This is a genomic window from Pseudomonas sp. QC2, from assembly GCF_002859085.1.
Classification (GTDB): domain Bacteria; phylum Pseudomonadota; class Gammaproteobacteria; order Pseudomonadales; family Pseudomonadaceae; genus Aquipseudomonas; species Aquipseudomonas petroselini.
Window position 1 is genome coordinate 1 of the sequence record NZ_PKKS01000006.1, and the last position, 24,489, is coordinate 24,489.

9 protein-coding genes and 1 riboswitch are annotated in these 24,489 nt (G+C 60.9%); of the genes, 5 read left to right on the top strand and 4 right to left on the bottom strand.

Annotated features, from left to right (window positions below; translation table 11 throughout):
• The first annotated feature begins 575 nt into the window (after window positions 1-575).
• Window positions 576-782, top strand: a riboswitch (cobalamin riboswitch).
• A gap of 96 nt (window positions 783-878) precedes the next feature.
• The 4 genes from QCBJ_RS05865 (at window position 879) to cobM (ending at window position 2,988) form a co-directional block, all read left to right on the top strand.
• Window positions 879-1,067, top strand: coding sequence for a CbtB-domain containing protein (locus QCBJ_RS05865; protein WP_012723860.1), 189 nt, complete (start codon window positions 879-881; stop codon window positions 1,065-1,067).
• An 11-nt stretch (window positions 1,068-1,078) separates the two neighbouring features.
• Window positions 1,079-1,783: a CbtA family protein gene (locus QCBJ_RS05870; RefSeq protein ID WP_043205253.1), complete on the top strand. Its 705-nt coding sequence runs from the start codon at window positions 1,079-1,081 to the stop codon at window positions 1,781-1,783.
• Entirely contained in the window at window positions 1,780-2,172 is a 393-nt protein-coding gene (locus tag QCBJ_RS05875) for a cobalamin biosynthesis protein (protein WP_102060294.1), read from the top strand. The genes QCBJ_RS05870 and QCBJ_RS05875 overlap by 4 nt, the downstream gene beginning before the upstream one ends.
• Before the next feature lie 69 nt (window positions 2,173-2,241).
• On the top strand, window positions 2,242-2,988 hold the full coding sequence (cobM, locus tag QCBJ_RS05880) for a precorrin-4 C(11)-methyltransferase (RefSeq protein WP_102060295.1): 747 nt from the start codon (window positions 2,242-2,244) through the stop codon (window positions 2,986-2,988).
• Window positions 2,989-3,175: 187 nt separating this feature from the next.
• Here cobM and nfuA read toward each other — a convergent pair whose 3' ends face one another.
• Entirely contained in the window at window positions 3,176-3,760 is a 585-nt protein-coding gene (gene nfuA / locus QCBJ_RS05885; protein WP_003190728.1) for a Fe-S biogenesis protein NfuA, read from the bottom strand.
• A gap of 422 nt (window positions 3,761-4,182) precedes the next feature.
• Window positions 4,183-6,474, bottom strand: coding sequence for a fatty acid cis/trans isomerase (locus QCBJ_RS05890; RefSeq protein ID WP_102060296.1), 2,292 nt, complete (start codon window positions 6,472-6,474; stop codon window positions 4,183-4,185).
• 165 nt (window positions 6,475-6,639) lie between these two features.
• Between QCBJ_RS05890 and metH the strand changes: the two genes are divergently transcribed.
• Window positions 6,640-10,350, top strand: a complete 3,711-nt coding sequence (gene metH / locus QCBJ_RS05895; protein ID WP_102060297.1) for a methionine synthase — start codon at window positions 6,640-6,642, stop codon at window positions 10,348-10,350.
• Window positions 10,351-10,370: 20 nt separating this feature from the next.
• On the opposite strand, the gene QCBJ_RS05900 is transcribed toward metH, so the two are convergent.
• Together QCBJ_RS05900 and QCBJ_RS05905 are read right to left on the bottom strand one after the other, a co-directional pair.
• Window positions 10,371-17,387: an NEL-type E3 ubiquitin ligase domain-containing protein gene (locus QCBJ_RS05900; RefSeq protein ID WP_102060298.1), complete on the bottom strand. Its 7,017-nt coding sequence runs from the start codon at window positions 17,385-17,387 to the stop codon at window positions 10,371-10,373.
• Window positions 17,388-17,499: 112 nt separating this feature from the next.
• Window positions 17,500-24,468, bottom strand: a complete 6,969-nt coding sequence (locus QCBJ_RS05905; protein ID WP_102060299.1) for an NEL-type E3 ubiquitin ligase domain-containing protein — start codon at window positions 24,466-24,468, stop codon at window positions 17,500-17,502.
• Between the last annotated feature and the right edge of the window lie 21 nt (window positions 24,469-24,489).

Sequence of the window (24,489 nt, forward strand, 5' to 3'; positions counted from 1 at the left end):
CTATGTCTCGCGCTACAACATCAGCAGGCCTCACAGCTATAACGACTACAGGTCGCCGGTCGTGAAGGAAAGGTTGGCGGCGTGAACCGTAATCGGTGTCCAAGATTACTTGACCAGTTCAGCTTGCCCCCGATTGCAGTGTGACAGCCACAACTGCATCAGCTGACACACCGCCATCGAGAGCAAGCCAGCTCTTACACGTACCTGCTTTTGATCCAACCACTCAGGTCGGCTACTAGGCCGCCGTGCTCTTGCTTTTGATCTTGATCTTGATCTCAGGCGCCCCGTCAAACACGCTGGCCGAACGCAGGCTTGAATCCGTGGGTAACCCGGCAGGACGCCGGGTTAGCCGCCCCGCGCCATGGATGGCGCGTGGCGGCGGCCCACGGATTCAAGCCTGCGTTCGGGCACACCGAGCCTAAGCGAGGTGCCGAGTGTTGGGGCAAGAGCGCTTTGGTTACTTTCGCGCTTTTCGAAAGTGACCCGCCGTAAGGGCGGAACCATAAGCCGCCGTTACCCAAATAACGGATATGTACCCACATCCCCAATTGACTCCCCTCCCACCCCCATGCTCTCCTACACATCTTGTTTCGGGTGCCCTGCAAAGGGTGAAACGGGAAACCGGTGACTCATGCACACACGCATGACAGTCCGGTGCTGCCCCCGCAACGGTAAGCGAGCGAAACGTCATATCCACTGTGCCAGCCGGCATGGGAAGGCGACGTTTTCAGGCATTGAGCCCCTCGCAAGCCCGGAGACCGGCCCGAAAAAATCAGATAACAAACCCGCGGTGGGCGGGCGCTGTTCAGAACTCTGCGTGCCTGGCTCACGGGGTTTTCATGCGCTCGTTTCACCCTGACACCTGAAAGGGACGCGCCATGTCGATCATCAGCAGCACCTCGCACTCCGCCAGCAGCACCTCTACGTTGAGCCAACGCCTGACCGCCGCCATCGGCGCGTCGATCCTCGGCGCATGCCTGGTGTACTTCGCCGGTTTCTCGCACATCGAGGCCGTGCACAACGCCGCCCACGATACCCGCCACAGCGCCGCGTTCCCGTGCCACTGAGACCTGCCGACATGATCAAGCGTATTGCGCAAACCGCAGGTTTCACCGGTCTCCTGGCCGCCCTGCTGCTCACCCTGCTGCAAAGCTTCTGGGTCGCCCCGCTGATTCTGCAGGCGGAAACCTTTGAAAAGGCCCCAGCCGTCACTGAAGTGACGCATGAACACGCTGCCGGTGCTGCCGCGCATACCCACGACGCCGAAGCCTGGGAGCCGGAAGATGGCTGGCAGCGCGTGCTGTCCACCACGGGCGGCAACCTGGTGGTCGCCGTCGGTTTCGCCCTGATGCTGGCCGGCCTGTACACCCTGCGCGCACCGACCCGCACGGCTCAAGGCCTGCTCTGGGGCCTGGCCGGTTATGCAACCTTTGTACTGGCGCCGACAATGGGCCTGCCGCCCGAGCTGCCAGGCACCGCCGCCGCCGACCTGGCGCTGCGCCAGACCTGGTGGATCGGCACCGCCGCCTCTACCGCTGCAGGTATCGCTTTGATCGTGTTCGGTCGCAACGGGTTGCTGAAAGTGCTGGGCGTGGCGATCCTTGCAGTGCCGCACGTAATCGGCGCGCCGCAGCCTGAGGTGCATTCGATGCTGGCACCGCAAGCCCTGGAAGCACAGTTCAAGATCGCTTCGCAGTTGACCAACGTCGCGTTCTGGCTGGCCTTGGGCCTGATCAGCGCCTGGCTGTTCCGCCGCAACCGCGACGATCAATACTCCGCATGACCCTGGTGGTCGGCCTGGGCTGCCAGCGCGGCTGTGATGTTCATACCCTGCTGGGCCTGTTTGATGCCGCCCTCGCCGAGGGCGGTATCGAGCGCCAGCGCATCACCGCACTGGCCAGTATCGCGCGCAAACAGGATGAATCGGGGCTACTGGCACTGGCCGCGGCCCTGAACCTGCCGCTGCGTTGTTTCAGCGCAGAACAACTGGTGCCTTTCGCAGACCGCCTGAGCCACAAATCCGCGATCGCCTTTGCCCATACCGGCTGTTACGGCATCGCCGAAAGCGCCGCCCTAGCACTCGCCGAACACCTTGCTGACGCCCCTGCCCGCCTGCTGATCACGCGCAAAAAAACCGCGCAGGCCACCTTTGCATTGGCTTGCGCCGGCTGAAATCCCGATAATCGCCCTTCCCGATCATGAACAATATTCATGCTCGCCCGTTTTTCGACAGGAATCACCATGACCGTCTACTTCATCGGCGCAGGCCCCGGCGACCCGGAATTGATCACCGTCAAAGGCCAGCGGCTGATCCGCAGTTGCCCGGTGATCATCTATGCCGGCTCGCTGGTACCCGCTGCCGTGCTGGAAGGCCATCAGGCAGAAACCGTGGTCAACAGCGCCGAACTGCATCTGGAACAGATCATCGACCTGATCAAGACTGCCCATGCCAAAGGCCAGGACGTCGCCCGCGTGCACTCCGGCGACCCGAGCCTGTATGGGGCGATTGGCGAACAGATCCGCCATTTGCGCGAGTGGGGTATCCCGTTCCAGATCATCCCCGGCGTGACCGCAGTCGCCGCGTGTGCGGCGTTGTTGGAAACGGAACTGACCCTGCCCGACATCGCCCAGAGCGTGATCCTGACCCGCTACGCCGATAAAACCACGATGCCCGCCGGTGAAGACTTCGACAGCCTGGCGCGACATGGCACCACCATGGCGATTCACCTGGGGGTCAACCACCTGGAAAAGATCGTTGCCGAACTGTTGCCACACTATGGCGCCGATTGCCCGATTGCGGTGGTGCACCGGGCGACTTGGCCGGACCAGGATTGGGCGGTGGGCACGCTGAGTGACATTGCCGGGAAGGTGGCGGCGAAAGGGTTTCGGCGCACGGCGCTGATCGTGGTGGGCCAGGTGTTGGCAAGTGACAGTTTCAGCGAGTCGTCGCTGTACCGGGCCGGGCATGCGCATTTGTACCGACCATGACAATCAACATGCACTTTTAATCGCAACCAGCTGATTTAAATGAATAAATTAAAATAAAAATGCAAGAGCAGGCTTGCCCCAACAATTAATCTTTTTTATTAGATAGTTAACGCAAGCCATTGAATTTTAAGCATAAAAAACGGCGCTCACGGGGCGCCGTTTTTTCTGTCCGCAGTGAACACCTTACTCAGTAGTAGGCGTTTTCTTTCTGCGTGTGGTCGGTCACGTCACGGACCCCCTTGAGCTCCGGAATACGCTCGAGCAAGGTGCGCTCGATGCCTTCACGCAAGGTCACATCCGCCTGACCGCAGCCCTGGCAGCCGCCACCGAATTTGAGCACGGCGATACCGTCATCGACCACGTCGATCAGGCTGACCTGACCCCCATGGCTGGCCAGCCCAGGGTTGATCTCGGTTTGCAGGTAGTAGTTGATGCGCTCGTTGACCGGGCTGTCGGCGTTGACGTTCGGCACCTTGGCGTTTGGCGCCTTGATGGTCAACTGGCCACCCATACGGTCGGTGGCGTAGTCGACCACGGCGTCGTCGAGGAAGGCTTCGCTGAAGGCGTCGATGTACGCGGTGAAGCTTTTGAGCCCCAGGGCGGTGTCTTCAGGTTTCTCTTCCCCTGGCTTGCAGTAGGCAATGCACGTTTCAGCGTATTGGGTGCCGGGCTGGGTGATAAAGACGCGGATGCCGATACCTGGGGTGTTCTGCTTGGACAGCAGGTCAGCCAGGTAATCGTGGGCGGCGTCGGTAATGGTTATGGCAGTCATGGAAACTCCTCACAGGCTTGCCGGCAGTTTACGCCAAAATATTACGCAGGTACAAAGTCCTAGTGTTTTTGTCGGGATAGTGGGTTTTTTGATGGGTGTGCCTAGCTGTTATTTGTGTTTAACGGGCGCCTAAGATCAAAAGCAGGCTGATATCCACCTGATGCATGGAGATCAAACTGTGGGAGGGGGCTTGCTGCCGATGACGGTGTGTCAGTTGATGCCTCTATAGCTGTCCCACTGCTATCGGCGGCAAGCCCCCCTCCCACACTTTTAACCGAGTACGGCACACACAACACCGCTCGGCTTCAATGCCGCCGCGCTTTTGATCTTAGCCGCCCAGATCAATGTCGATTACGGGCACACCGAGCGTTGGGGCAAGAGCCTTTGGTTACTTTTCAAATAACGGATATGCCCCTGCACCCTCACAAATTCTCATACCGATTCATATCCAACACCCCCTCTTCCACCGGCGTGGTCTCACGGATGTACCGCGACAAATCATGGAAATATTGCCAAAAAAACGGATGACTACGCCGCACACCCCACCGATCCACAATCTTCTCAAACCGCTTGGCATCGTGAGCCTGCTCCATCTGCGCAACAAACTCCGGCACTTCCTGAGCCGGAATGTTGAACATGAAGTTCGGGTAGCTGCTGAGCACGCCCGGATAGAGGGTCAACGTGTCCAGGCCCGGTTGGTAGCGATACGCCTCCCCCAGCAGAAACGCCACGTTACTGTGGGCCCGGTTGCGCAGCATGCTGTAGACCACGCGCTTGCCGCCGGCCGTCTCGACACGCAGCATCGTGGCCTCGGGCAGTTGGTCGATAACCTTGAGCCCGGCGGCCGGGCGCGACGTCAAGCGGCTAAGCGCCTGCTCCGCATCCTGTAAGGCCGGATCAACACCGTCCCGGGAACAATACGCCCCCCTGCAACGGTTGATCGGATCCGGACTGGCGTTCAAATCGCCATAACGGCTAAGCAACTGCTTGGCAAAATCGCGCTTCGGGTCTTTTTCATCCAGATGCAAGCCGGTGGGCTTATCGTCATCAATTGCCTCGTAATCCAGCCACAACTTGAGCTTCCCGCTGTTCTGGTACCAGTCATCCATAAAGCCATCACGGGAATCAGCCGGCATCAGGCGCAGGAAGTTCTGCTCAGCGCCATTGCGGATCAAGTCGAAGTACAACCGCGTCTGGGCCTGGTGCGACACATTGCCGAACACATCGAAATTTACCGCCAACTGGTAATACGTACGCTCCAGCAGCGGGTAGTCGAACAGCCACATCGTCTGCGGCACTTCGCCGATCAGGCCTTTGGTCACCGAGGCACTGTCGAAGTGGCGGAAGATGCTCAGCAAGGCATTGTCATTGCCCGCCCACAGGCTCGACCAACTCGGCGGCGGCAGGTCGGCGTAGCTGTCACGGCGCAGGGCCTCGTACTCATTGCGTTTGTCACGGTAGGCCAGCCATAGGCTGAGTACACTGCCGACGTCATCGTTCTGCCCAGGCATGGCCAGCAATGGCGTGGCCTGGCCGCGATAGCGCGCATCAGTGATGTACAGGTCGTGGTCCGGGTCCTGGAACAGCGTCCAGAAGTTGTCGCGGATCACGTCCGTGGCGATCTGCCCACGGCACACCGGCCCGCGAATAAAGGTGCGTACGAAGTATTCGGCGTTATCCAGCATGAACTGGTAGCGCGCCTTGGCCGGGATGGCTTCGAAGGTTTCGAACGGGTTGGCGCGCCGGCCAGGGCCGTAGCCCGGCAAGGCGTTGACCTGCCAGTTATCGGCGTAGAACAACGCCTTGATGCGCGCCATCTTCTCGGCACTGAACGGGTACGTGATGTGGGTTTTATGCACGATCACGCCCTGCACCGGCCACAGGCGGTAATACACACGGGTGCCGGGGTCATCATTAGGGCGTCGGGTGGCAATCAGGTCGATCGGTTGACCGCTCGGCGTGCGCGAACGCACCCACTGGAAGAAATGCCCCGGCTCGCCGTTCTCAAAGTAGATATGGGCGAGGAACAAATGCTCGAACAACCAGCGCGCCACGAGGCTTTCGCGGGCCCCGGGCTGGTTGAACAGGTTCTCCCACTGTTGCACCTGCAGGGCTTCCTTGGCGCTTGGCGCCAGGCCTTGCTCATCAATCGGCGCGCCGGAAGCCAGCCAGCGTTGCAGGGTCTGGTATTGCTGGTCGGTCAGGCCGGTGACCGCCAGCGGCATGCCTTCCTTGGGATGGGCACCGGCGTAGGCATTGAACTCGCCGGGCATGGCGCACAGATTTTCGCGGTTCAGGCCCAGCACGATGTCATCCGGCAGCTTGGCATTGGGCGCCAGCGGGGCGTTATGGCCCAACTCCAGCATGCGCGCCATCAAGGCGGCCTGGCTGCCCTGGGCGTCCAGCACCGAGTAGAAGCCCTTCTGCTGCCAGGCTTGCTTGCCAAAGGCGTCATAGAACAACCGGGTGGTCGGGGCGGCCTGGCTGCGTTCGCCATCGTAGACCGGCATTTTGCTCGCTCCGCGCACCGCCCCCTCGGCACTGCCCAGGTTGAGTTGGCAGGCGGAGTCGTAGCAGGCATGGCAGGCCACGCATTTCTCGGTAAAAATCGGTTGAATATCGCGGGTGTACGAAATCGCCGGGGCGGGTCCGTCGGCCTGCGCAATGCAGGCGACCAGTGCCAGGACGGCGCTGGTGATGAGGCGAAGTGACATGTATCCGGTCCCGATTCAATGCGTGCGCTGAAAAATTGCCGTGATTCTACCGATGTCGACAGGCCACCAACTTGAACGATATTCATGCAAAACCTGGACATGCCGCAAATCGGCACAGGTTTGCTATGATCCACGCCCTCCGTAATGCCTGACCAGAGTAGTCCCATGTCCGATCGTAGCGTTCGTCTGCAAGCCCTTCATCAAGCCCTCAAGGAACGTATCCTGATCCTCGACGGCGGTATGGGCACGATGATCCAGAGCTACAAGCTGGAGGAGCAGGATTACCGTGGCAAACGCTTCGCCGACTGGCCAAGCGACGTCAAGGGTAACAACGACCTGCTGGTGATCACCCGTCCGGACGTGATCGGGGGTATCGAAAAAGCCTACCTGGATGCCGGTGCCGACATCCTCGAAACCAACACCTTCAACGCCACCCGCATTTCCATGGCCGACTACGGCATGGAAGAACTGGCCTACGAACTGAACGTAGAAGGCGCACGCCTGGCGCGCAAGATCGCCGACGCCAAGACCCTCGAGAACCCGGCCAAGCCGCGCTTCGTCGCCGGCGTGCTCGGCCCGACCAGCCGCACCTGCTCGTTGTCACCGGACGTGAACAACCCCGGCTACCGCAACGTGACCTTCGATGAACTGGTGGAAAACTACACCGAGGCCACCCAAGGCCTGATCGAAGGCGGCGCCGACCTGATCCTGATCGAGACCATCTTCGACACCCTCAACGCCAAGGCTGCGATCTTCGCCGTGCAAGGCGTGTTCGAAACATTGAATATCGAACTGCCGATCATGATCTCCGGCACCATCACCGACGCCTCCGGCCGTACCCTGTCGGGCCAGACCACCGAAGCGTTCTGGAACTCCGTGGCCCATGCCAAGCCGATTTCGGTGGGCCTGAACTGCGCCTTGGGCGCCAGCGAACTGCGTCCGTACCTGGAAGAGTTGTCGAACAAGGCCAGCACCCACGTTTCCACACACCCGAACGCCGGCCTGCCGAACGAATTCGGCGAGTACGATGAATTGCCGTCGGAAACCGCCAAGGTCATCGAAGAATTCGCCCAGAGCGGCTTCCTCAACATCGTCGGCGGCTGCTGCGGCACCACGCCGGGCCACATCGAGGCCATCGCCAAGGCCGTGGCCGGGTATGCGCCGCGTGTGATCCCGGACATTCCCAAGGCCTGCCGCCTGTCGGGCCTGGAGCCGTTCACCATTGATCGCAGCTCGTTGTTCGTCAACGTCGGCGAGCGCACCAACATCACCGGCTCCGCGCGCTTTGCCCGCCTGATCCGTGAAGACAACTACACCGAAGCCCTCGAAGTCGCCCTGCAGCAGGTGGAAGCCGGCGCCCAGGTGATCGACATCAACATGGACGAGGGCATGCTTGATTCGAAGAAGGCCATGGTGACCTTCCTCAATCTGATTGCCGGCGAGCCGGACATCTCCCGCGTCCCGATCATGATCGACTCCTCCAAATGGGAAGTGATCGAAGCCGGCCTCAAGTGCATCCAGGGCAAGGGCATCGTCAACTCCATCAGCATGAAGGAAGGCGTCGAGCAGTTCATTCACCATGCCAAGCTGTGCAAGCGCTACGGCGCCGCCGTGGTGGTGATGGCGTTCGACGAAGCCGGCCAGGCCGACACCGAAGCGCGCAAGAAAGAGATCTGCAAACGCTCCTACGACATCCTGGTGAATGAAGTCGGCTTCCCGCCGGAAGACATCATCTTCGACCCGAACATCTTCGCGGTCGCCACCGGTATCGAAGAGCACAACAACTACGCGGTCGATTTCATCAATGCCTGCGCCTATATTCGTGACGAATTGCCGTATGCGCTGACCTCCGGCGGCGTGTCCAACGTGTCGTTCTCGTTCCGTGGCAACAACCCGGTGCGCGAGGCGATCCACTCGGTGTTCCTGCTGTACGCAATCCGCAACGGCCTGACCATGGGCATCGTCAACGCCGGCCAACTGGAGATCTATGACCAGATCCCGGCCGAACTGCGCGATGCGGTGGAAGACGTGGTGCTCAACCGTACCCCGGAAGGCACCGATGCCCTCCTCGCCATTGCCGACAAGTACAAAGGCGACGGCAGCGTCAAGGAAGCCGAGACTGAGGAATGGCGTGGCTGGCCAGTGAACAAGCGCCTGGAACATGCGCTGGTCAAGGGCATCACCACCCACATTGTTGAAGACACCGAGGAGTCACGGCAGTCGTTCGCGCGTCCGATTGAGGTGATCGAAGGCCCGCTGATGTCCGGCATGAACATCGTCGGCGACCTGTTCGGCGCCGGCAAAATGTTCTTGCCCCAGGTGGTGAAATCCGCCCGCGTGATGAAACAGGCCGTGGCCCACTTGATCCCGTTCATCGAGCTGGAAAAAGGCGACAAGCCGGAAGCCAAGGGCAAGATCCTCATGGCCACCGTGAAAGGCGACGTGCACGACATCGGCAAGAACATCGTCGGCGTGGTGCTCGGTTGCAACGGTTATGACATCGTCGACCTGGGCGTGATGGTGCCCGCAGAGAAGATCCTGCAGGTGGCCAAGGAGCAGAAGTGCGACATCATCGGCCTGTCCGGCCTGATTACGCCGTCCCTGGACGAAATGGTGCATGTGGCCCGCGAGATGCAGCGCCAGGACTTCCACCTGCCGCTGATGATCGGTGGCGCCACCACCTCCAAGGCGCACACGGCGGTGAAGATCGAGCCCAAGTACAGCAACGATGCAGTGATCTACGTCACCGACGCCTCGCGCGCCGTGGGTGTGGCGACGCAGCTGCTGTCCAAGGAACTCAAGGCCGGCTTTGTCGAGAAGACCCGCCTGGAATACATCGACGTGCGTGAACGGACGTCCAACCGCAGCGCGCGGACTGAGCGCCTGAGCTACCCGGCGGCCATCGCCAAGAAGCCGCAGTTCGACTGGAGCACCTATACCCCGGTGGTGCCGACGTTTACCGGCGCCAAGGTGCTGGACAATATCGATCTCAAGGTACTGGCCGAATACATCGACTGGACGCCGTTCTTCATCTCCTGGGACCTGGCCGGTAAATTCCCGCGCATCCTCGAAGACGAAGTGGTCGGCGAAGCCGCTACCGCGCTGTATGCCGACGCCCAGGAAATGCTCAACAAGCTGATTGACGAAAAACTCATCAGCGCCCGCGCCGTGTTCGGCTTCTGGCCGACCAACCAGGTGCAGGACGATGACCTGGAAGTCTACGGTGACGATGGCCAGCCGATTGCCAAGCTGCACCACCTGCGCCAGCAAATCATCAAGACCGACGGCAAGCCGAACTTCTCCCTGGCTGACTTCGTAGCACCAAAAGACAGCGGTGTGACCGACTACATCGGTGGTTTCATCACCACCGCCGGCATCGGCGCCGAAGAGGTGGCCAAGGCATATCAGGACGCTGGCGACGACTACAACTCGATCATGGTCAAGGCCCTGGCCGACCGTCTGGCCGAAGCCTGCGCCGAGTGGCTGCACCAGCAAGTGCGTAAAGAGCACTGGGGCTACGCCAAGGACGAGCAACTGGATAACGAGGCGCTGATCAAGGAGCAGTACAGCGGTATCCGCCCTGCGCCCGGCTACCCGGCGTGCCCGGACCACACCGAGAAAGCCCAGCTGTTTCAACTGCTGGACCCTGAAGCCCGCGAAATGCAGGCGGGCCGCAGCGGCGTGTTCCTCACCGAGCACTACGCAATGTTCCCGGCAGCGGCGGTCAGTGGCTGGTACTTCGCCCACCCACAGGCGCAGTACTTTGCCGTGGGCAAGGTCGACAAGGACCAGGTGGCGAGCTACACCGCCCGCAAAGGCCAGGACCTGAGCGTGAGCGAGCGGTGGCTGGCACCGAACCTTGGGTATGACAACTGATCAGCCAGGCGCTTGCCGGGCTAGTTGCCCAGTTCGGCGATTTCGCGGGTGGAGAGTTCTCTTCTCAACCCGCGTAGCTCAACCTCATTGGCTTTTTGCAACGCATCGACTTGCTCGAGATACGCTGGATTGATGTCAGGATACTGCTCTTCCAGAGTCTCCGATTGGTCGGCCAGCGTCTGTTGCACCTTAGCGAACTCGGTTGGGTATTTTTCCTGCAGATAACTTTTCCAGTAGTCACGCGTGATCAGTTGCTCGATAAACGCCGGGGTCTGTTCCTCGGCCATCACGCTGGCGTAGGCCACGTCCAGGTCAGCAGCCTGTACCCCTGACACGCCGCGGTAGAGCATGGTAGAGGGCTGCGTTGGGAGATCCAGGCGTTGCGCCAACCCGGTTCGATACGCCAGGCGGATCTCCGCCGGGTCCGTGCCAGGGAAGCGCTGAATGCGCTTTCTCGCCAGCGCCTCAACCTCCCCCAGGCGAAACAGACGCCTGGAAAGCTTCAGTAACGTGCGGCCCTTATCGGAGGGATCCATGCGACGCAGGGCATTGAACTCATAGACCCCGACTTCCACATCGTTGAACAACAGTATTCGACCATCACCACAGGTCGCCTTATTCCTTGAGGTCCGTGCAATGAGCATCAGGCGTTCGCTCAACGCCGGGTCGCTGTGCGCAGCCTCCAGAACGTCCCAAACCCGCTCTGTCAGCCTGACGCGGTCCTGCTGAAAATCACTGGTGTGCTGAAGTTGCGCCAACATGTTCGAGAAATCCTGCGTGGTGTCCTGGGCCAACACTTCGCGCCATATCTGGTGCTTTTCCGAGTCGGCGGCCACGCCGTCGAACCATCGGGCTTTTTGCGCCTCAGGCGTCTCGAGATCAGGGTGAGCGTCAAAGTGCTCGTCGTCGGCTTCTGGCCCGTACCCCGCGATCATTTGGTCAATTTCCTGCGTGGTAAACCCAAGCCCTCGCCCGGTTTCGCGCTCGTATTCACGCAAGCGTATCAGCTCCTCCTCCAGCAACAGGTTATCGGACAAGTCCGTGCCCGCCATCAAACCGGCATGCTCGGGCAGAAAGGCCTCGAGCGGAATCCGCTGTATTTCCAAATTACTCCGCAAGTCCAGGCGAGTCAGTTGGGGTGACTGCAGCACGCCCACCGGCCAATCGCTAAGTCGGTTGCCACTCAGATTAAGGCTTTGCAACCGGTCAAGGCCGGTGACATCAAAGTCAGGCAGACGATTGCCTTCCAGGTCCAGCACCTGCAACAGGGGCAAAGCACGCAACTGGCGCTGCAACCGTTCTGCGTCGAGAAAACCGTTCTGGCTGGCGCCCAACCGAACAAGGCGTTCACACTGCGTTACCGCCTCCGGCAATGCGCCCAGCCCGTTGCCATTCAACGTCAGGCTGTTCAATCGTGGAAATGCGCGCAAAAACTCGTCCGAAGCGCTCGTTAGCCTGACGTTGCTCAGGTCCAGCGCACCGACATGGTTGAGCGTGACCGGCAGTGCTGGCACGTCGCCAAGGATCAAGCCGCTCAAATCCAGCGCATAGTCGCTAGGGATGTCCTGCGGGGCATGCACCTCGCGCAGTGTTTCGCGCCAGCACGCCAGAAGCTGGTCAGCGGCGCGGCGGCGGTCAACCGCGTTCACCCACCCGATGCGGGTGCGAACAGCAGGCGTGTCGATCCAGGCATTAAAGCGCTCGATCATGTGCGCCTGCTGTTGCTGCCACTGGCGCAGCGCTGTTTCAATTTGCGTGGCACCCACGCCCTGCCCCAGCCAGGCATCTATTCGTTCAATGGCTTGCGCCGCGCTCAACTGCGGATCCAGGCGTTGCAGCTGTTCGGCCGATGTCAGGGCTCCCCCACCCGCAGCGTCCAGCGGCAGCGGCAACAACAAGTCCGGTTGCTCCGAGGCCTCTATCGGGAAATACATCGGATCACCCCCAGTTCTCCCTGCGGCCAACACAGTGCGCTCAATGCCGAATGGCCTGGCATACATCGTTGCCAAGGGCGACCCAGGCGCGGTGTGGTTAGCGAACGTCTGCACCTTGCTCATCGCTTGCGGGCTCAACCGGCAACCCCGCAACGAGGTACCCGCCAGCAGGACATCGTGGCCAACCAGCGCAGCATCGGGAATCTCCGTAATAGCGCTGTGACTCAAATCCAGAAAACCCAGCTTTGGCAGGGTTAGCACACCCTCCGGCCAGGCCCGAACCTGGGTCTGCCCCAGGTTCAGCGACACCAGGTCCCTGAGCGAGCTGACGGTCAGGTTGCCGACTCGGTTCCTCGATAGGTCGAGCCTCTGCAAGGAGGTCAGCCGGTTCAACCGCGCCTGCATTGACGCGGTGATCGTCAGTTCATTCCCCGCCAGATTCAGTTCGCTCAGTTGCCCCAACGTCTCAAGGGCCCGTGGCAGCTCCGTCAGTTTATTGCCACTCAGGTTGAGCACCCGCAGCTCAGGAAAGCTGCGCAGGAAGTCATCGACCTGCGTTGCGGATAGCTTTGCATCCGACAGGATCAAGTGACGGATCTGGGGAAATACCTCATCCCCCAGCGCCGGCAGATCACCTGGCGCGCCATAGTTCGTCAGGTCCAATACCTCGTTCAACGGCTCGCGCCCCAGACCCGAGTACTCACGGTCCAACACTGTGCGCAGTGTCTGCGCACCGATACGAGACGGGCCAGCCACCGGCTCGCGCGACCCATACCGGGCAGCCAGCGCATCACGCCGACATTTGCGAATCCTATCGGCCAGCACCCGACGTTGTCTGACGAACATTTCCCCGCCATCGACGCGCACGGGCGACTCCTGCCACGTCACCAACGCCTCGTCCGTGACGCGATAGCGCTCAAGCAATGCCTCGACATGATCCAGCAGCGCGCGCCCCGCCAGTCCGTCCTGCTTGAACGCTTGCAAGGCGTTGCCTGCCATCCCTCGGTCCTGACTATTCAACGTGCGAAGGCGCTGGAGACAGTACTGCGTGACCATCTGCGACTCATCCACCAGATGAGCCGGGTTTTCGTGCACGTAGTCAAACGCCCGCCTGAAGGCACGTGGCTCCAGCGCCCCCCAGTTCAAGCGCAGGCTGCGCCATAACGCCTCGTGCCCACTGAACAGCGCATCGGGCAGCGAGGGGATATCCAGGCCTGACAGGTCCAACGACGCCAAGTCTGCATGCGCGAGAAGCCCCGTCGGCCATTGATTCGACGGCCCCGCCAGGGTCAAGTCCCGCAAGTTCGTCAACACACTGTAATCCAAGGCTGGAAGTTGACCGGTCAGGTGTAACTTCTTCAGTTGAGTCATCCCCTGCAGCGCTTGCACCAGGTCTGGCGAGTACTCTGCGGCCTCCAGCTTTAGCTCGGTGAGGGTGTCCAGCGTGGACAACTCACCCGCCAGGGCGGGCATGTCCGCAGCAACGAGTTGAAGATCGAGGCTTTCCAGCGCGGGAAACGCTTGCCTCAACGTGCCGTCGAGGAGTTGGGTGCTGTTTATCCGCAGCTTGCGCACATGCGAGAAGTCGGCCGCCCACTGCGGCAACGCTTCTGCGCCCAGTAGATCAAGCTCGAAAACCGGCGCCTGCCCGCGCCGCAAGCCGTTTCGCCAGCACCGGAGGATCTGCGCGGCATAAAAATTTCTGCGCAGCCCCGGAGCCCCTTGTGCGTCAGCATGGGCCCAGCTCAGCAGCACCCTGCAGAGCTCAACAAACTCCCGGCGGCGGTTTTCCAACAGGTGGAAAACCTGCTGTTCGGAGTCACCCGCACTCATGCGCTCCCTGATGAACTGCAAGGCCTGTTCATCAGACACATTAGGATAAACACTGCGCACCCTGGCGATCAGCGGCTCATCGGCAAAGCCCGCGACATCACCGCTGGCAGCGTAGCCAATCCGGCCAGAGGCTGTACGTACCAACCGCCCGGCCCCGCCCTTGAGCGGTTCGCGCTTGAGGATGCGGGACATGTCATCGCGGTGGCTGCGTGCATAGTCAGTCACCTGTTTGTGTAACGCCTCGCCCGGATGACCCGGCAATGCATCGCGCAAGGTATCGGGCAGCACCTCCACCAGCGATTCGAACAGATTCCGGCCGGCCTTGGGCACACTGTTCAACGCACGCCCTTCGCTATCGAAGGCACGGAAGGCGTCCTCGTTCCAGAGCAAATAAAAGCGCGTCGGCGCCTGCTCGCGGCCAATGCTGTCTACCAGCGGCCCTTTAAGGCCGCGGGCACGCACTTCGACGCGGATGTCCGCCGACCAGCCTGGCAAGCGTTCCAGGGTGTGCAGCGCCAACCGGTCACTGGCCGACGACGCCATGCTCTCCAGGTACAAACCGGCTAGCGCCCGACTCAAACTGCCTTGATGCAGGTGAACACGAATTTCTTTTGCCAGCCGCAGGGGAATGCGACCGGTGCTGCGGAGCTGGCTCAACTCCTCGGCATTCGCACCGCCCAGTACCTGCCCCGCCGCTTCCGGCGACAAGGATGGGAAACTGCGCTGAAGTGCCTGGGTATCGACATCGGGAGAGGCTTGTCGACTCATCAGGTTTTTTACCAAGGCCTGTTTTCTGAGCTGAGCCCGGTCGGCCAAACGGTCCCTGAACAGCTGCGTTCGATCTACGCCTTCTTTCGCACTTTCGCTGCCCAACAGTTGCCGGGTGCGCGCTTCGTCGAGGCCTGCCAATACGCGTTCCGGCAGCTTCCCGGCATCGACTTCGGCCTGGGTGATCTTGATGGTCGGCCTTGTATGGCTGGGCGCCGAAACCGAACCAAATCGCTGCGAGTCCCCCGCCAGCCCAGGACCGTTAAATACCTCGACGACTTCTTCAGCCGGCCAGCTCGGCATTTCCACGGCCAGCGGCACCATGAATTGGCAATGGCCCTCCAGGCACGCGCCTTGGCGAATCTGCCCGATCACCTCGTCTGCTTGCTGATCCACTTCAAACACCCGGACCATCTCCGACAACACCGGCGGCGGTGCGTGGTGATCGACGTGTAACGCTCGCAGCTCATCGTCACTGACCCCACTGGCATCGGCGATCTGCTCCAGTTGCGCATCGGAAAAACGCTCCATGTGCGGCCCTGTTCGCCGCAACAACGCGGTGCGGTTCCATTCCAGCGGACGTTCCAAGGTGTGGCGCCAGGCGCCGTGACCGTTGTGCTGCAGCATCGGCTGGTAGGCATCCGCGTCGGTCGGATGCTTGATTGCCCACTGGTCGAGTGTTGGGTCGAAGGTCTTTTCATAGACGTTGCCGTCAATATTGACGTAAGTCTTGCCCCCCACTTCAAATTGCCCCAAGGCATTGGGGGTGAGGCCCTCAAGGGAGACGCTGCTTTTGTAGGTCGCCAGGTCTGGATGCCACAAGCGCAGCTTGCCGAACGGCAGTGCGACCTTGGTCATGCCATTGACGAACCTCGACGGCACGATGGGCGGCGCTTTACCCGCCACCGCGCCCAATGCCGCCATGAAGGCGACGTTCGCCATCACCGACTTAAGGTGCGCCCACGCCTCCTCGGCGTCGCCATGCCGCCACGACTGCACGCCTTGGTACACCTCGTAGCTCAGTTGCACAGCCGTGACAGCCAGCATCACCTCACCCAACCCAGGCACAAAGAACGCCGCCACGTTGAGTACGTTGAAGCCCCATTCGGCGTAGTGCTTGAGCCGCTCGATCCAGGCCTTGTGGTCAACATCGGCGGTCGGTATGGCCAGCAATTTGGCGTTGGATTTTATCCTGGCGAGATGAAAGTCATAACGCGCGTCGAACACTTCACCGTCGATGAAGTCCTCCTCCATCCCCAGGTTCAGCGCTTCGTTCCAGACTTCCTCATAAATCCCGCCGGCATAGGCGCCGGGGTTGTAAGAGGAGCCCGGGTAGACCGGGTGCGGGTTCCAGCGATAGACCTTGAGTTGGCTTTTGAGCCGGCGGAAAAACTGTACCGATTCATCCTGAGGCACAAAGCCTGAGAAAAAATGCTGATACTGGGGAGATCGCAGCTTGATCGCCAGGTCCTTGGAGAATTCGCTGACCGTGGCGTATTCCTTGACGGGACTGACCGGATCCCCGGGGATATACACAATGAAGCGCGTCTCGGGAGGTGTCGACTCTTGGACCAGACCACTGCCGGGTAATAGATTAAGCCAGGGGTTGTTGAGGAGCGCTCTGGTTCGGCGGGAGCTTGCCCCGATTATCAGCACATCGCTCAATGCTGAACCCAACACCTCCAAGCGACTGAACGCGACCGGCTTGCCATCAAGCTTGGCTTGGCCCTTGCCCTCCAACACCGCCAACAGCAGGGTAAAGGCCGCTTCATCAATGGCCGACGTCATCCGCGCAATGTGGGCCTGCACGCGCAAGCGGTCCTTGTTTGCCATGATCGTGTGTTGGCGTACGGTGGCAGCGTTGTCCGGCGCCTCGAACACCTGGCTCAGGTGCTCCTGGTATTGCCTGCCCAGGTCCAGTTCCCGGCACAGGCTGGCGAACGCCGCGGGTTTGATCGATAACTTATCGCGAATGCTGTAGCGGGTTTTGCCGAACGGGTAAGTCCTGGTCTCGTCATAGAGGTGCATCTCCAGCGAGCCCTCGGGGGCGAGTGCGCTGGTCTCCTGCAGGGAGACTTCGTCAAAGGGCTCATCGGCCTCGAAGTTGCGCAGTGCTGCTTGTAACAGCGATTGCTGGTCGACGATGTTCGGCGCGCGCAGATGAAACAGATGGGTTGCCACCGGATCAGGCGCTTGCCCGAATGTGTTGCGCAAGGCCTGCGCCAGCAGCGGCTTGCAGAATTCGGTGATGCCTTGGAAATCCTTGAGGGTCTTGGCCAATTGCTGGCTTGAGGTGCTGCTTTGCATCTGGCTGTCGAGCAACCCTTGACGCAGCACCGAGGAGGCCTGGGCGAAAACGGCCGGGTGGGCCTTGATAAACCGTTGGGCGGGATCACGCGCCCTGGTCATGGCCTGCAGGTGAGCGCCGTGCAAATGCCGCGTCCAGTCAGGCAGGCGGCTCTTGATAAATGGGACATGAAGCCCCTTGGAAGGTGTTGGCATGGGGTTATTCCTGATGCTTCATAGAGAGGCATCAGGAAATCACCGCCACCTGCCGTCAAGGCGGTAGATGTTTAGGCCGTCGCTGCCGGCAAGCCGCTGAGCCTTTAGGGCTTTACTGGCCGATCTCGGTGCGTTCCAGCCTGGTCAATTCAAGTGTGAGGTTGACGGCTTCAATTTGAAGTTCCAGGTCGCAATGGATCAAGGCCTCCCGATAGCGCTCGCCAAAGTCGGGATACAGGTTTTCCAGGCGCACATGCTCCGCCTCTCGACGGGCTTGCAGCGCGACGAACCGGCTGCGGTATTTGATCTTCAGGTGGTCCGACCAAAACCCACGCGCTATCAGGTCCTGGAGCAGCTCTTCACCCTGCTCCGCCTGGGTCACATGGGCGAACATGACATCGAGGTCTGCCGGCGTCACGCCGGACGCCCCGACATACAACATCCCCCGCGGCTGCTCGGGTAATTGCAGGCGCTCGGCCAGACCGACACGGTAAGCCATGCGAATCTCCGCCGGGTCGATTCGCGGCTTGCGCCGAATGACCTCACGGGCCAATGCCTCGACTTTATCCAGACGAAACAACCCTTTACCCAGTCGCAGCAGTACGGGCCCTTCCTGCCCGGCTTCGACGTTTTTCAAAGCATTGAACTCCAACGCCTTGAGGGTCAGGTCGGTAAAGTTGAGCATCCGCCCGTCACCGCAGGTGTAATCCGCATTCGCTTGGGCAAACAGCAACTCCCGGAGCGCGTCGTCGCTGTGGGCAGCCTCCAGCAATCGCCACACGCGTGCGGTGAGCCCACGCCGATCAGTGGTGAAGTCACGGGTTTCCTTGAGTTCGGCAATGACACTGAAGAAGTGTTGGTGACCTTCACGAGCCTTGAGTGCCCGCCAAATAAGCTGTTTTTGAGGCGCATCGGTTTCAGCGCTGCCAAGCCAACGGTCGAGCTGATGGGCCTCTTGCTCGGTCACGTCCTCAGGCTCACTGTCACTGTCGGCTTCACTCACTTCATAGGAGGTCGTCTCGGTATCCGCGCCCTCGAAACCATGCTCAAGCTCACGCGAGGTGAAGCGAAAGTTGATGTGAGTGTCCTGCCAGTAGTCATAGATCTGCGCCATGGTTTCACGGGACAGCAGGTTGTCCCGCAGGTCGGTGCCACGCATCAACGGGTCATGACCTTGCAGGGCTTCTTCGGGGATGCTCGTCAACTGGTTGTTGCGCAGGTCCAGGTACTTGAGTTCCGGGGCCTGAAGGACGCCGTGGGGCCATTGAGTCAATTGATTGCTACGCAAATCCAAGGACTCCAGCCGGGTAAATGCACTGAAATCCAAGCCTTCCAGGCTGTTCCAGCCCAGATTGAGTCGTTGCAGTTCGGGCAGGCTGCCCAGCCCTTGTTGCAACGCCGGCGTGTGGGTCAGGTAGTTATTGGAAACATCCAGTTGGACCAAGTGTTGCAGGCTGCTGACCGCGTCGGGCAACTGATCGAGCCCATTACCGCCCAGGTCAAGGTGGCGCAGATTGGGGAACGCCTTGAGAAAATCATTGGAGCCCTGCTCACTGATCCTGGCCATGTTCAAGCTCAGGGACGTGACCTGTTCCAGTGTTGCGGGCAACGCGGGCAAATCGCCCACATGCGCCCGCGACAAATCCAGGGTGAGTTCCCGCGCAGGCATTTGCGCCAGGTTTTCTTGGCGCCATACACTCAGAATCGCGTCGGCAGCCCTTCGCCGTAACGTCGGCGTTACCCTTTCGTCGAGCAACTGGAAAGGCTTGATATCGATCCAGGTGTTGAGCGCGCTTCTGAATGCCTGGTACTCCTGGCGCCACGCCGAAATGCGTGCGTCGATTTGCAGCAACGTGAAGTGCTGGCTGCGCAAACGGTCAACGATCTGCTGCGCTTCCCTTTCGCCCATTGCCGGGTCCAGCAGGCGCAACCTTGCCGGGGCGCTCATTGACGGCTCACCCTCAAGGGGTTCGGGTGAAAGCTGAGGTAACACGCTCGAGGAGAAAAGTTCGTCGTCAGGCGCCGGGTAATATTCCCGTTCACCCCAATTTGTTCGTGCCTGTAACACGTGTGAGGTCACGGACGAACCCTGCGTGGTGCTGAAGCGCGCGATAATCTCGTCGCGCTGTGAAAAAGCGGCGTCGGTCAGTGGGCAGCCTCGCAGGTTAGCTGTAGCCACAAGTCGGACCTGGTGGGGTTGTTCCACCGCAGGAACCGTCGTGATGCCACTGCGGCCAAGGTTCAGTTGTTGCAGGTGCGGTAAGTCAAGCCCCCCCGTCGGCCACTCGACGATAGCCGTGGCACTCACGTTCAGCGATTTAAGCCCTCGCAGGGCACTGACATCCAGTGTGCCCAGTCGGTTTCGGCTCAGGTCGAGGCGCTCAAGGGCCGTCAGTTGATTCAGACGAGCCTGCATCTCAGCGGTAACAGTCAAATAATTGCCCTGCAGCTCCAATGCTTTAAGCTGCCCCATGCCTTCAATCGCCGACGGCAGATCATGCAGCCGCATCCGGGATAGATCGAGCGTTTCGACCTGGGGGAATTTGCGCAAAAACGTGCTGAGTTCAGGCTCGGTCAGACTCAATCCACTGAGGGACAAACTGCGAATGTGCGGAAAAGCGCCTCCAGGCAAATGCGGCAGGTCGCTCAGCCTGCCGCCTGACAGGTAAAGCACTCGGTTAACCGGCGGTCGCTCACGCACATCACCGAAACGCTCCAGCAAGCCGTTGCGCCAGCACGCTAATAGCCGGTCAGCAACGTCCTCCCGGTGGTAGCGGTCAGCCGCATAGCGTTCGACCCTGACCGCCTTGACCCGCCACTCACCCAACTCGCGGACCAGGTCAGCGTACGCCTGACGCAAGGTGCCGATTTCATCGAGCATGGCCTCAGCCGAAATTCCCGGCGCCCGTAAACCCACCGGATAATGCGCTCTGGCCGTGTTCAATAACCCGTCCAAACACTCTACGCGGTACATTTCGGTCATGCTCTGGACGTCCGCCAAGTGAGCGGGATGCTCAAACAGGTAGCGATACACCGACATGAACGACGCGTGGTCGAGCCTTGACCACCCCAGGCTCAACCCGCGCCATAAGCGCTCGTGGCCGACGAATAACGGCGCCGGCACGCTTGCAATCGGGTTGCCGTCCAGCCTCAATGCTTCCAGCTGTGGTAGGTCCAGCACACCTGTCGGCCAACGAGTCAGTTGGCAAAACGTGAGGTCCAGCGACTTGAGCTTCTTTAGTTCACTGACGTCGATGCCCTCCATCGTGCCTCTCAGGCTCAAGTGTTCAAGGTGCGCCATGCCGTTCAACTGCTGCTGCAGTGCCGCCGAGTACGCCAGGTTGTCGCCGTGCACATGCAACGCGGTGATGGCAGCGTTGCGCGCAATAGCCGGCGGCAGCGCGTTGCCTTCGGCCAGTGATACCGACAGGCGGCTGACCGATGGGAATTGCTCGAGCAACGCCGCACCGGCGGGCCCCTCCAAATCGGCAGCGTTCACTGTCAGCCTGACCACATGGGAAAAATCCGCCTCCAGCCGGGGCAGGTTTTCGACGCCCGATAAATCCAGGTGTTCGTTGACAGCTACGCCACGATAGGGCGTCGAGCGCCAACAGTTGATCAACTCACTGGCCAGCGCACGCCTCATGAGGCGCAGACCTTCGGCCACGATGCGCTCAGGCGACTGCTCCACCGTGGCCTGAAAACGCTCTGTAGGCTCGTTCGCCCCGACCCACTGTTGCAGCGTGCCCTGTAAGCGCTCCAGCACACTCTGGCGACTGCTGAGCAGGCTGAACATTTGCTGATCGGTTTGACCGGCCAGTGACTGCCCCTGGACAAATTGGATGGCCGAGCGGTGGTCAATCTGCGGATAGATATCACGCACCCTGGCCACCCATTGCGGGTTGACCGGGAACCCTGCGTAGCCGGTGTAACCAGGCTGCAGCCGCTTGAAGCGCGGTTTGATCGGCTGCTGGCCCAAGGCACGGGACATCGTCTCGCGATGCCCCACTGCGTACTCCGCCAGGGCTTTTTGCAGCTCGCCGGACTGGCCCACATGGGGCAGCCCCAAATCACCGCGCGCGCCGTCCGGCAACGCGTGCAGGATGGATGCAAACAGATTGCGTCCGTGCCGGGGCACGCTGTTCAACGCGTTGCCGTTATCGTCGAAGGCCTGGAATTGATTGTCGTGCTTGACCAGGTATTTTCGCTGCGGTGCCGTCTCGCTGCCGATACTGTCCAGCAACGGCCCTTCCACGCCGGTCTCTCGCACTTCAAGGCGCACCGCGTCGGACCAACCTGCCAGATGCTCCAGGGCGTGCAGTGCCAGGCGGTCGCTGTCGGTGGAGGCCAGGCTTTCCAGATAGAGCCCCGCGCACGCGCGACTCAAGCGGTCCTGCTGCAACAGGATCCGGGCCCGTTCCGCCATCTTCAGCGGCAGGCGCTTGGTCTGCGACAGGTGCACGTGTTCAGCTGGCGTAGCGTTGGCCAATACCTCGCGCGCCGCTGCGGTCGAGAGCCCGCGAAAGCTGCGCCGCACGTCCTCCAACGCGGGCACGACGGGCTCGGTACCGCGCGCGATGCTGTCGAAGATCGTCGCCTTCTGGGTTTGCAGAAAATCGGCAATCTGCTCCCTGAACACCGCGACCCGCTCAGCGACCACCCGTGCGCCCTCACCGCCAAGCAAACCGGTAATTTCCGGCTCATCCAACGCCGCCAGAATCAGCTCGGGCAGTTGGCTGCTGGACACTTGCAGGTGCGTGACCTGAATCACCGGTTTGACGCCCCCGACCGACGTGCCCCACCGGCTTGACTTGCCCGTGAGTCCAGGCCCGTCGAACACCTCGATACAGCGCCCGCGCGGCCAACGTGGCATGTCGACGACCAGTGGCGGCACATAGTTGTAGCGGTTGTCCGGCACGCGCTGCCCCGCGCGCGCCTGGTCAATCAGTTCATGCACCTGCCGATCAATCCGAAATTGCTTCAGGGTTTCCGCCAACTGTGCAGGCGGCGCCTTTTGATCACTATGCATCCGGCGCAAAGCGTCGTCGTCGACACCGCTGATTTCGGCGACCTGCAGCAGCTGCGCATCACTGAAGGCATCGGTCGACGGCCCTATCCGGCGCAACAACGTCAAACGATCCCAGGTGTGTGGCCGTTCGAAGCGGTGGCGCCAGGCGCCCGCGTGGTTGTGGCTCAACACCGGCTGGTAGGCGTTGGGATCGCTGGGGTGCTTGATCCGCCACTGGTTGAGCGTGGCGTCGAAGGTCTTTTCATACACCTGGCCCTGCAGACGAATGTAAGTCTTGCCGCCGACCTCATACTGGCCCAGGGCGTTTGGCTTAAGGGCGGGAGGCAGCATGACTGCGCTTTTGTACGCACGCAGGTCGGCGTTCCACAGGCGTGTTTCACCAAAAGGCAGCTTGACCCTGTGCAAACCGTCCACAAAAGCACTGGCCTTGACCACCGGAGCCCTGGCCGCCACCGCACCCAGCGCTGCCATGAAGACAACGTTCTGCAACACCGACGCCAACTGCTGCCAGGCCTCATCGGCATCCCCCACCTGCCAGGCCTCGACGCCCTGGTACACCTCGTACGTCAGTTGGGCGGCGGTCACCGCCAGCATCACTTCCCCAAGGCCCGGCACGAAAAACGCCGCGACATTCAGCACGTTCAGGCCCCACTCGGCATAGTGCTTGAGCCGTTCGATCCAGGCCTTGTGGTCGACCTCTGCGGTGGGTACCGCCAGCAACCTGGCATTCGCCTTGATCCGCTCCAGATGGCGGTCATACAGCGTGGAAAAAATCTCGGGCTTGTGAAATGTCTCGTCGGGGTGCAGATCGAGTTCGTCGTTCCAGACTTCTTCGAAGATGCCATCGACGAACGCGTCAGGGTTATAGCCAGGCCCAGGCGGTTTCGGGTTTGGGTTCCAGCGGTACACCTTGAGCTGACGCCTGAGGCGGTGGAAAAAGTTCGCCGACTCGTCCTGGGGCAAGAACCCCGCAAAGAAGCGCTGATAAGTCGGCGAACGCAGCTTGACGGCCAATGCCTGGGCAAACGCCTTGAGTGACGGGTACTCCTTGACTGGACTGGCCGGATCACCCGGGATGTAGACGATGATGCGTGTATCACGTACCAGGTACTCACCCGCAGGCGGTACCGGCAAATGCGTGGGAAAGACCAGCGTAGTCCCAGGCTTGCGTGGGGCTGAGCCGATAATCAGCACATCGCTCAATGCCGCGCCCAGCACGGTCAATTGGCTGTACACCACCGGGTAGCCATCCAGCATTGGCCCAGGGTGGTCATCGAGTATCGCCAGTAAGGTCGCGTAGGCCGTTTCATCAAGATTGGATTGCAAGCGCGCAATGTGCGCCTGCAAGCGCAAACCGGCCTTGTTGGCCGCGATTGTCTGCCGGCGTACCTCGTCGGCCGTGGCCGGGGTTTCAAACACCGCGCCAATGTGGTCCTGATACTGCGTGCCCAGGTCCAGTGTGCGACACAGTTGGGCAAATGCTTCAGGCTTGATCGCCAGCTTGTCACGAATGCGGTAACGCACCCTGCCAAACGGGTAGTGCTCAGTTTCATCGTAGCGGTGTTGTTCCAGTGCATCTTCTGGCGCCAAGGCGCTGGTTTCCTGCAGCGCCACCTCATCGAACGGCTCATCGGCCTCGAAGTTGCGCAGTGCCGCCTGCAACAGGCTCTGGGCGTCGGCACGATTGGGCGCGCGCAGATGAAAAAGCTGGGTTTTGTTGACGTCCGGTGCCAGGCCAAAAGTGTCGCGCAACGCCTGGTTGAGCAACGGTGTGGCGAAGTCGGTGAGGGTCTTGAAGCTCGCCAGGGTCTTGGCCAGGGTTTGACTGGCGGACAAGTAGCCGGCCTGGCTATCCAGCAATGCTCGGCGCAACGCAGGCCGGGCACTGGCAAAAAGCTCAGGCTGGGCGGCTGTTAACGCCTGCAGCGGGTCGCGCGCGCGATGCAATCGCGGGATGTCGGCGGTCGTCAGTTGTTCGAGCCACTTGGGCAGGCGTCCTTTGATAAAGGAGACGTGAAGCCCCTCGCTGATGGGGCTGTCGAGTGGTGACATGAGGCATGGGTTCCTGATGCT

Coding starts and splice junctions, on each gene's coding strand:
- QCBJ_RS05865 (WP_012723860.1), top strand. CDS start 879: ATGTCGATCATCAGCAGCACCTCGCACTCCGCCAGCAGCACCTCTACG.
- QCBJ_RS05870 (WP_043205253.1), top strand. CDS start 1,079: ATGATCAAGCGTATTGCGCAAACCGCAGGTTTCACCGGTCTCCTGGCC.
- QCBJ_RS05875 (WP_102060294.1), top strand. CDS start 1,780: ATGACCCTGGTGGTCGGCCTGGGCTGCCAGCGCGGCTGTGATGTTCAT.
- cobM (WP_102060295.1), top strand. CDS start 2,242: ATGACCGTCTACTTCATCGGCGCAGGCCCCGGCGACCCGGAATTGATC.
- nfuA (WP_003190728.1), bottom strand. CDS start 3,760: ATGACTGCCATAACCATTACCGACGCCGCCCACGATTACCTGGCTGAC.
- QCBJ_RS05890 (WP_102060296.1), bottom strand. CDS start 6,474: ATGTCACTTCGCCTCATCACCAGCGCCGTCCTGGCACTGGTCGCCTGC.
- metH (WP_102060297.1), top strand. CDS start 6,640: ATGTCCGATCGTAGCGTTCGTCTGCAAGCCCTTCATCAAGCCCTCAAG.
- QCBJ_RS05900 (WP_102060298.1), bottom strand. CDS start 17,387: ATGCCAACACCTTCCAAGGGGCTTCATGTCCCATTTATCAAGAGCCGC.
- QCBJ_RS05905 (WP_102060299.1), bottom strand. CDS start 24,468: ATGTCACCACTCGACAGCCCCATCAGCGAGGGGCTTCACGTCTCCTTT.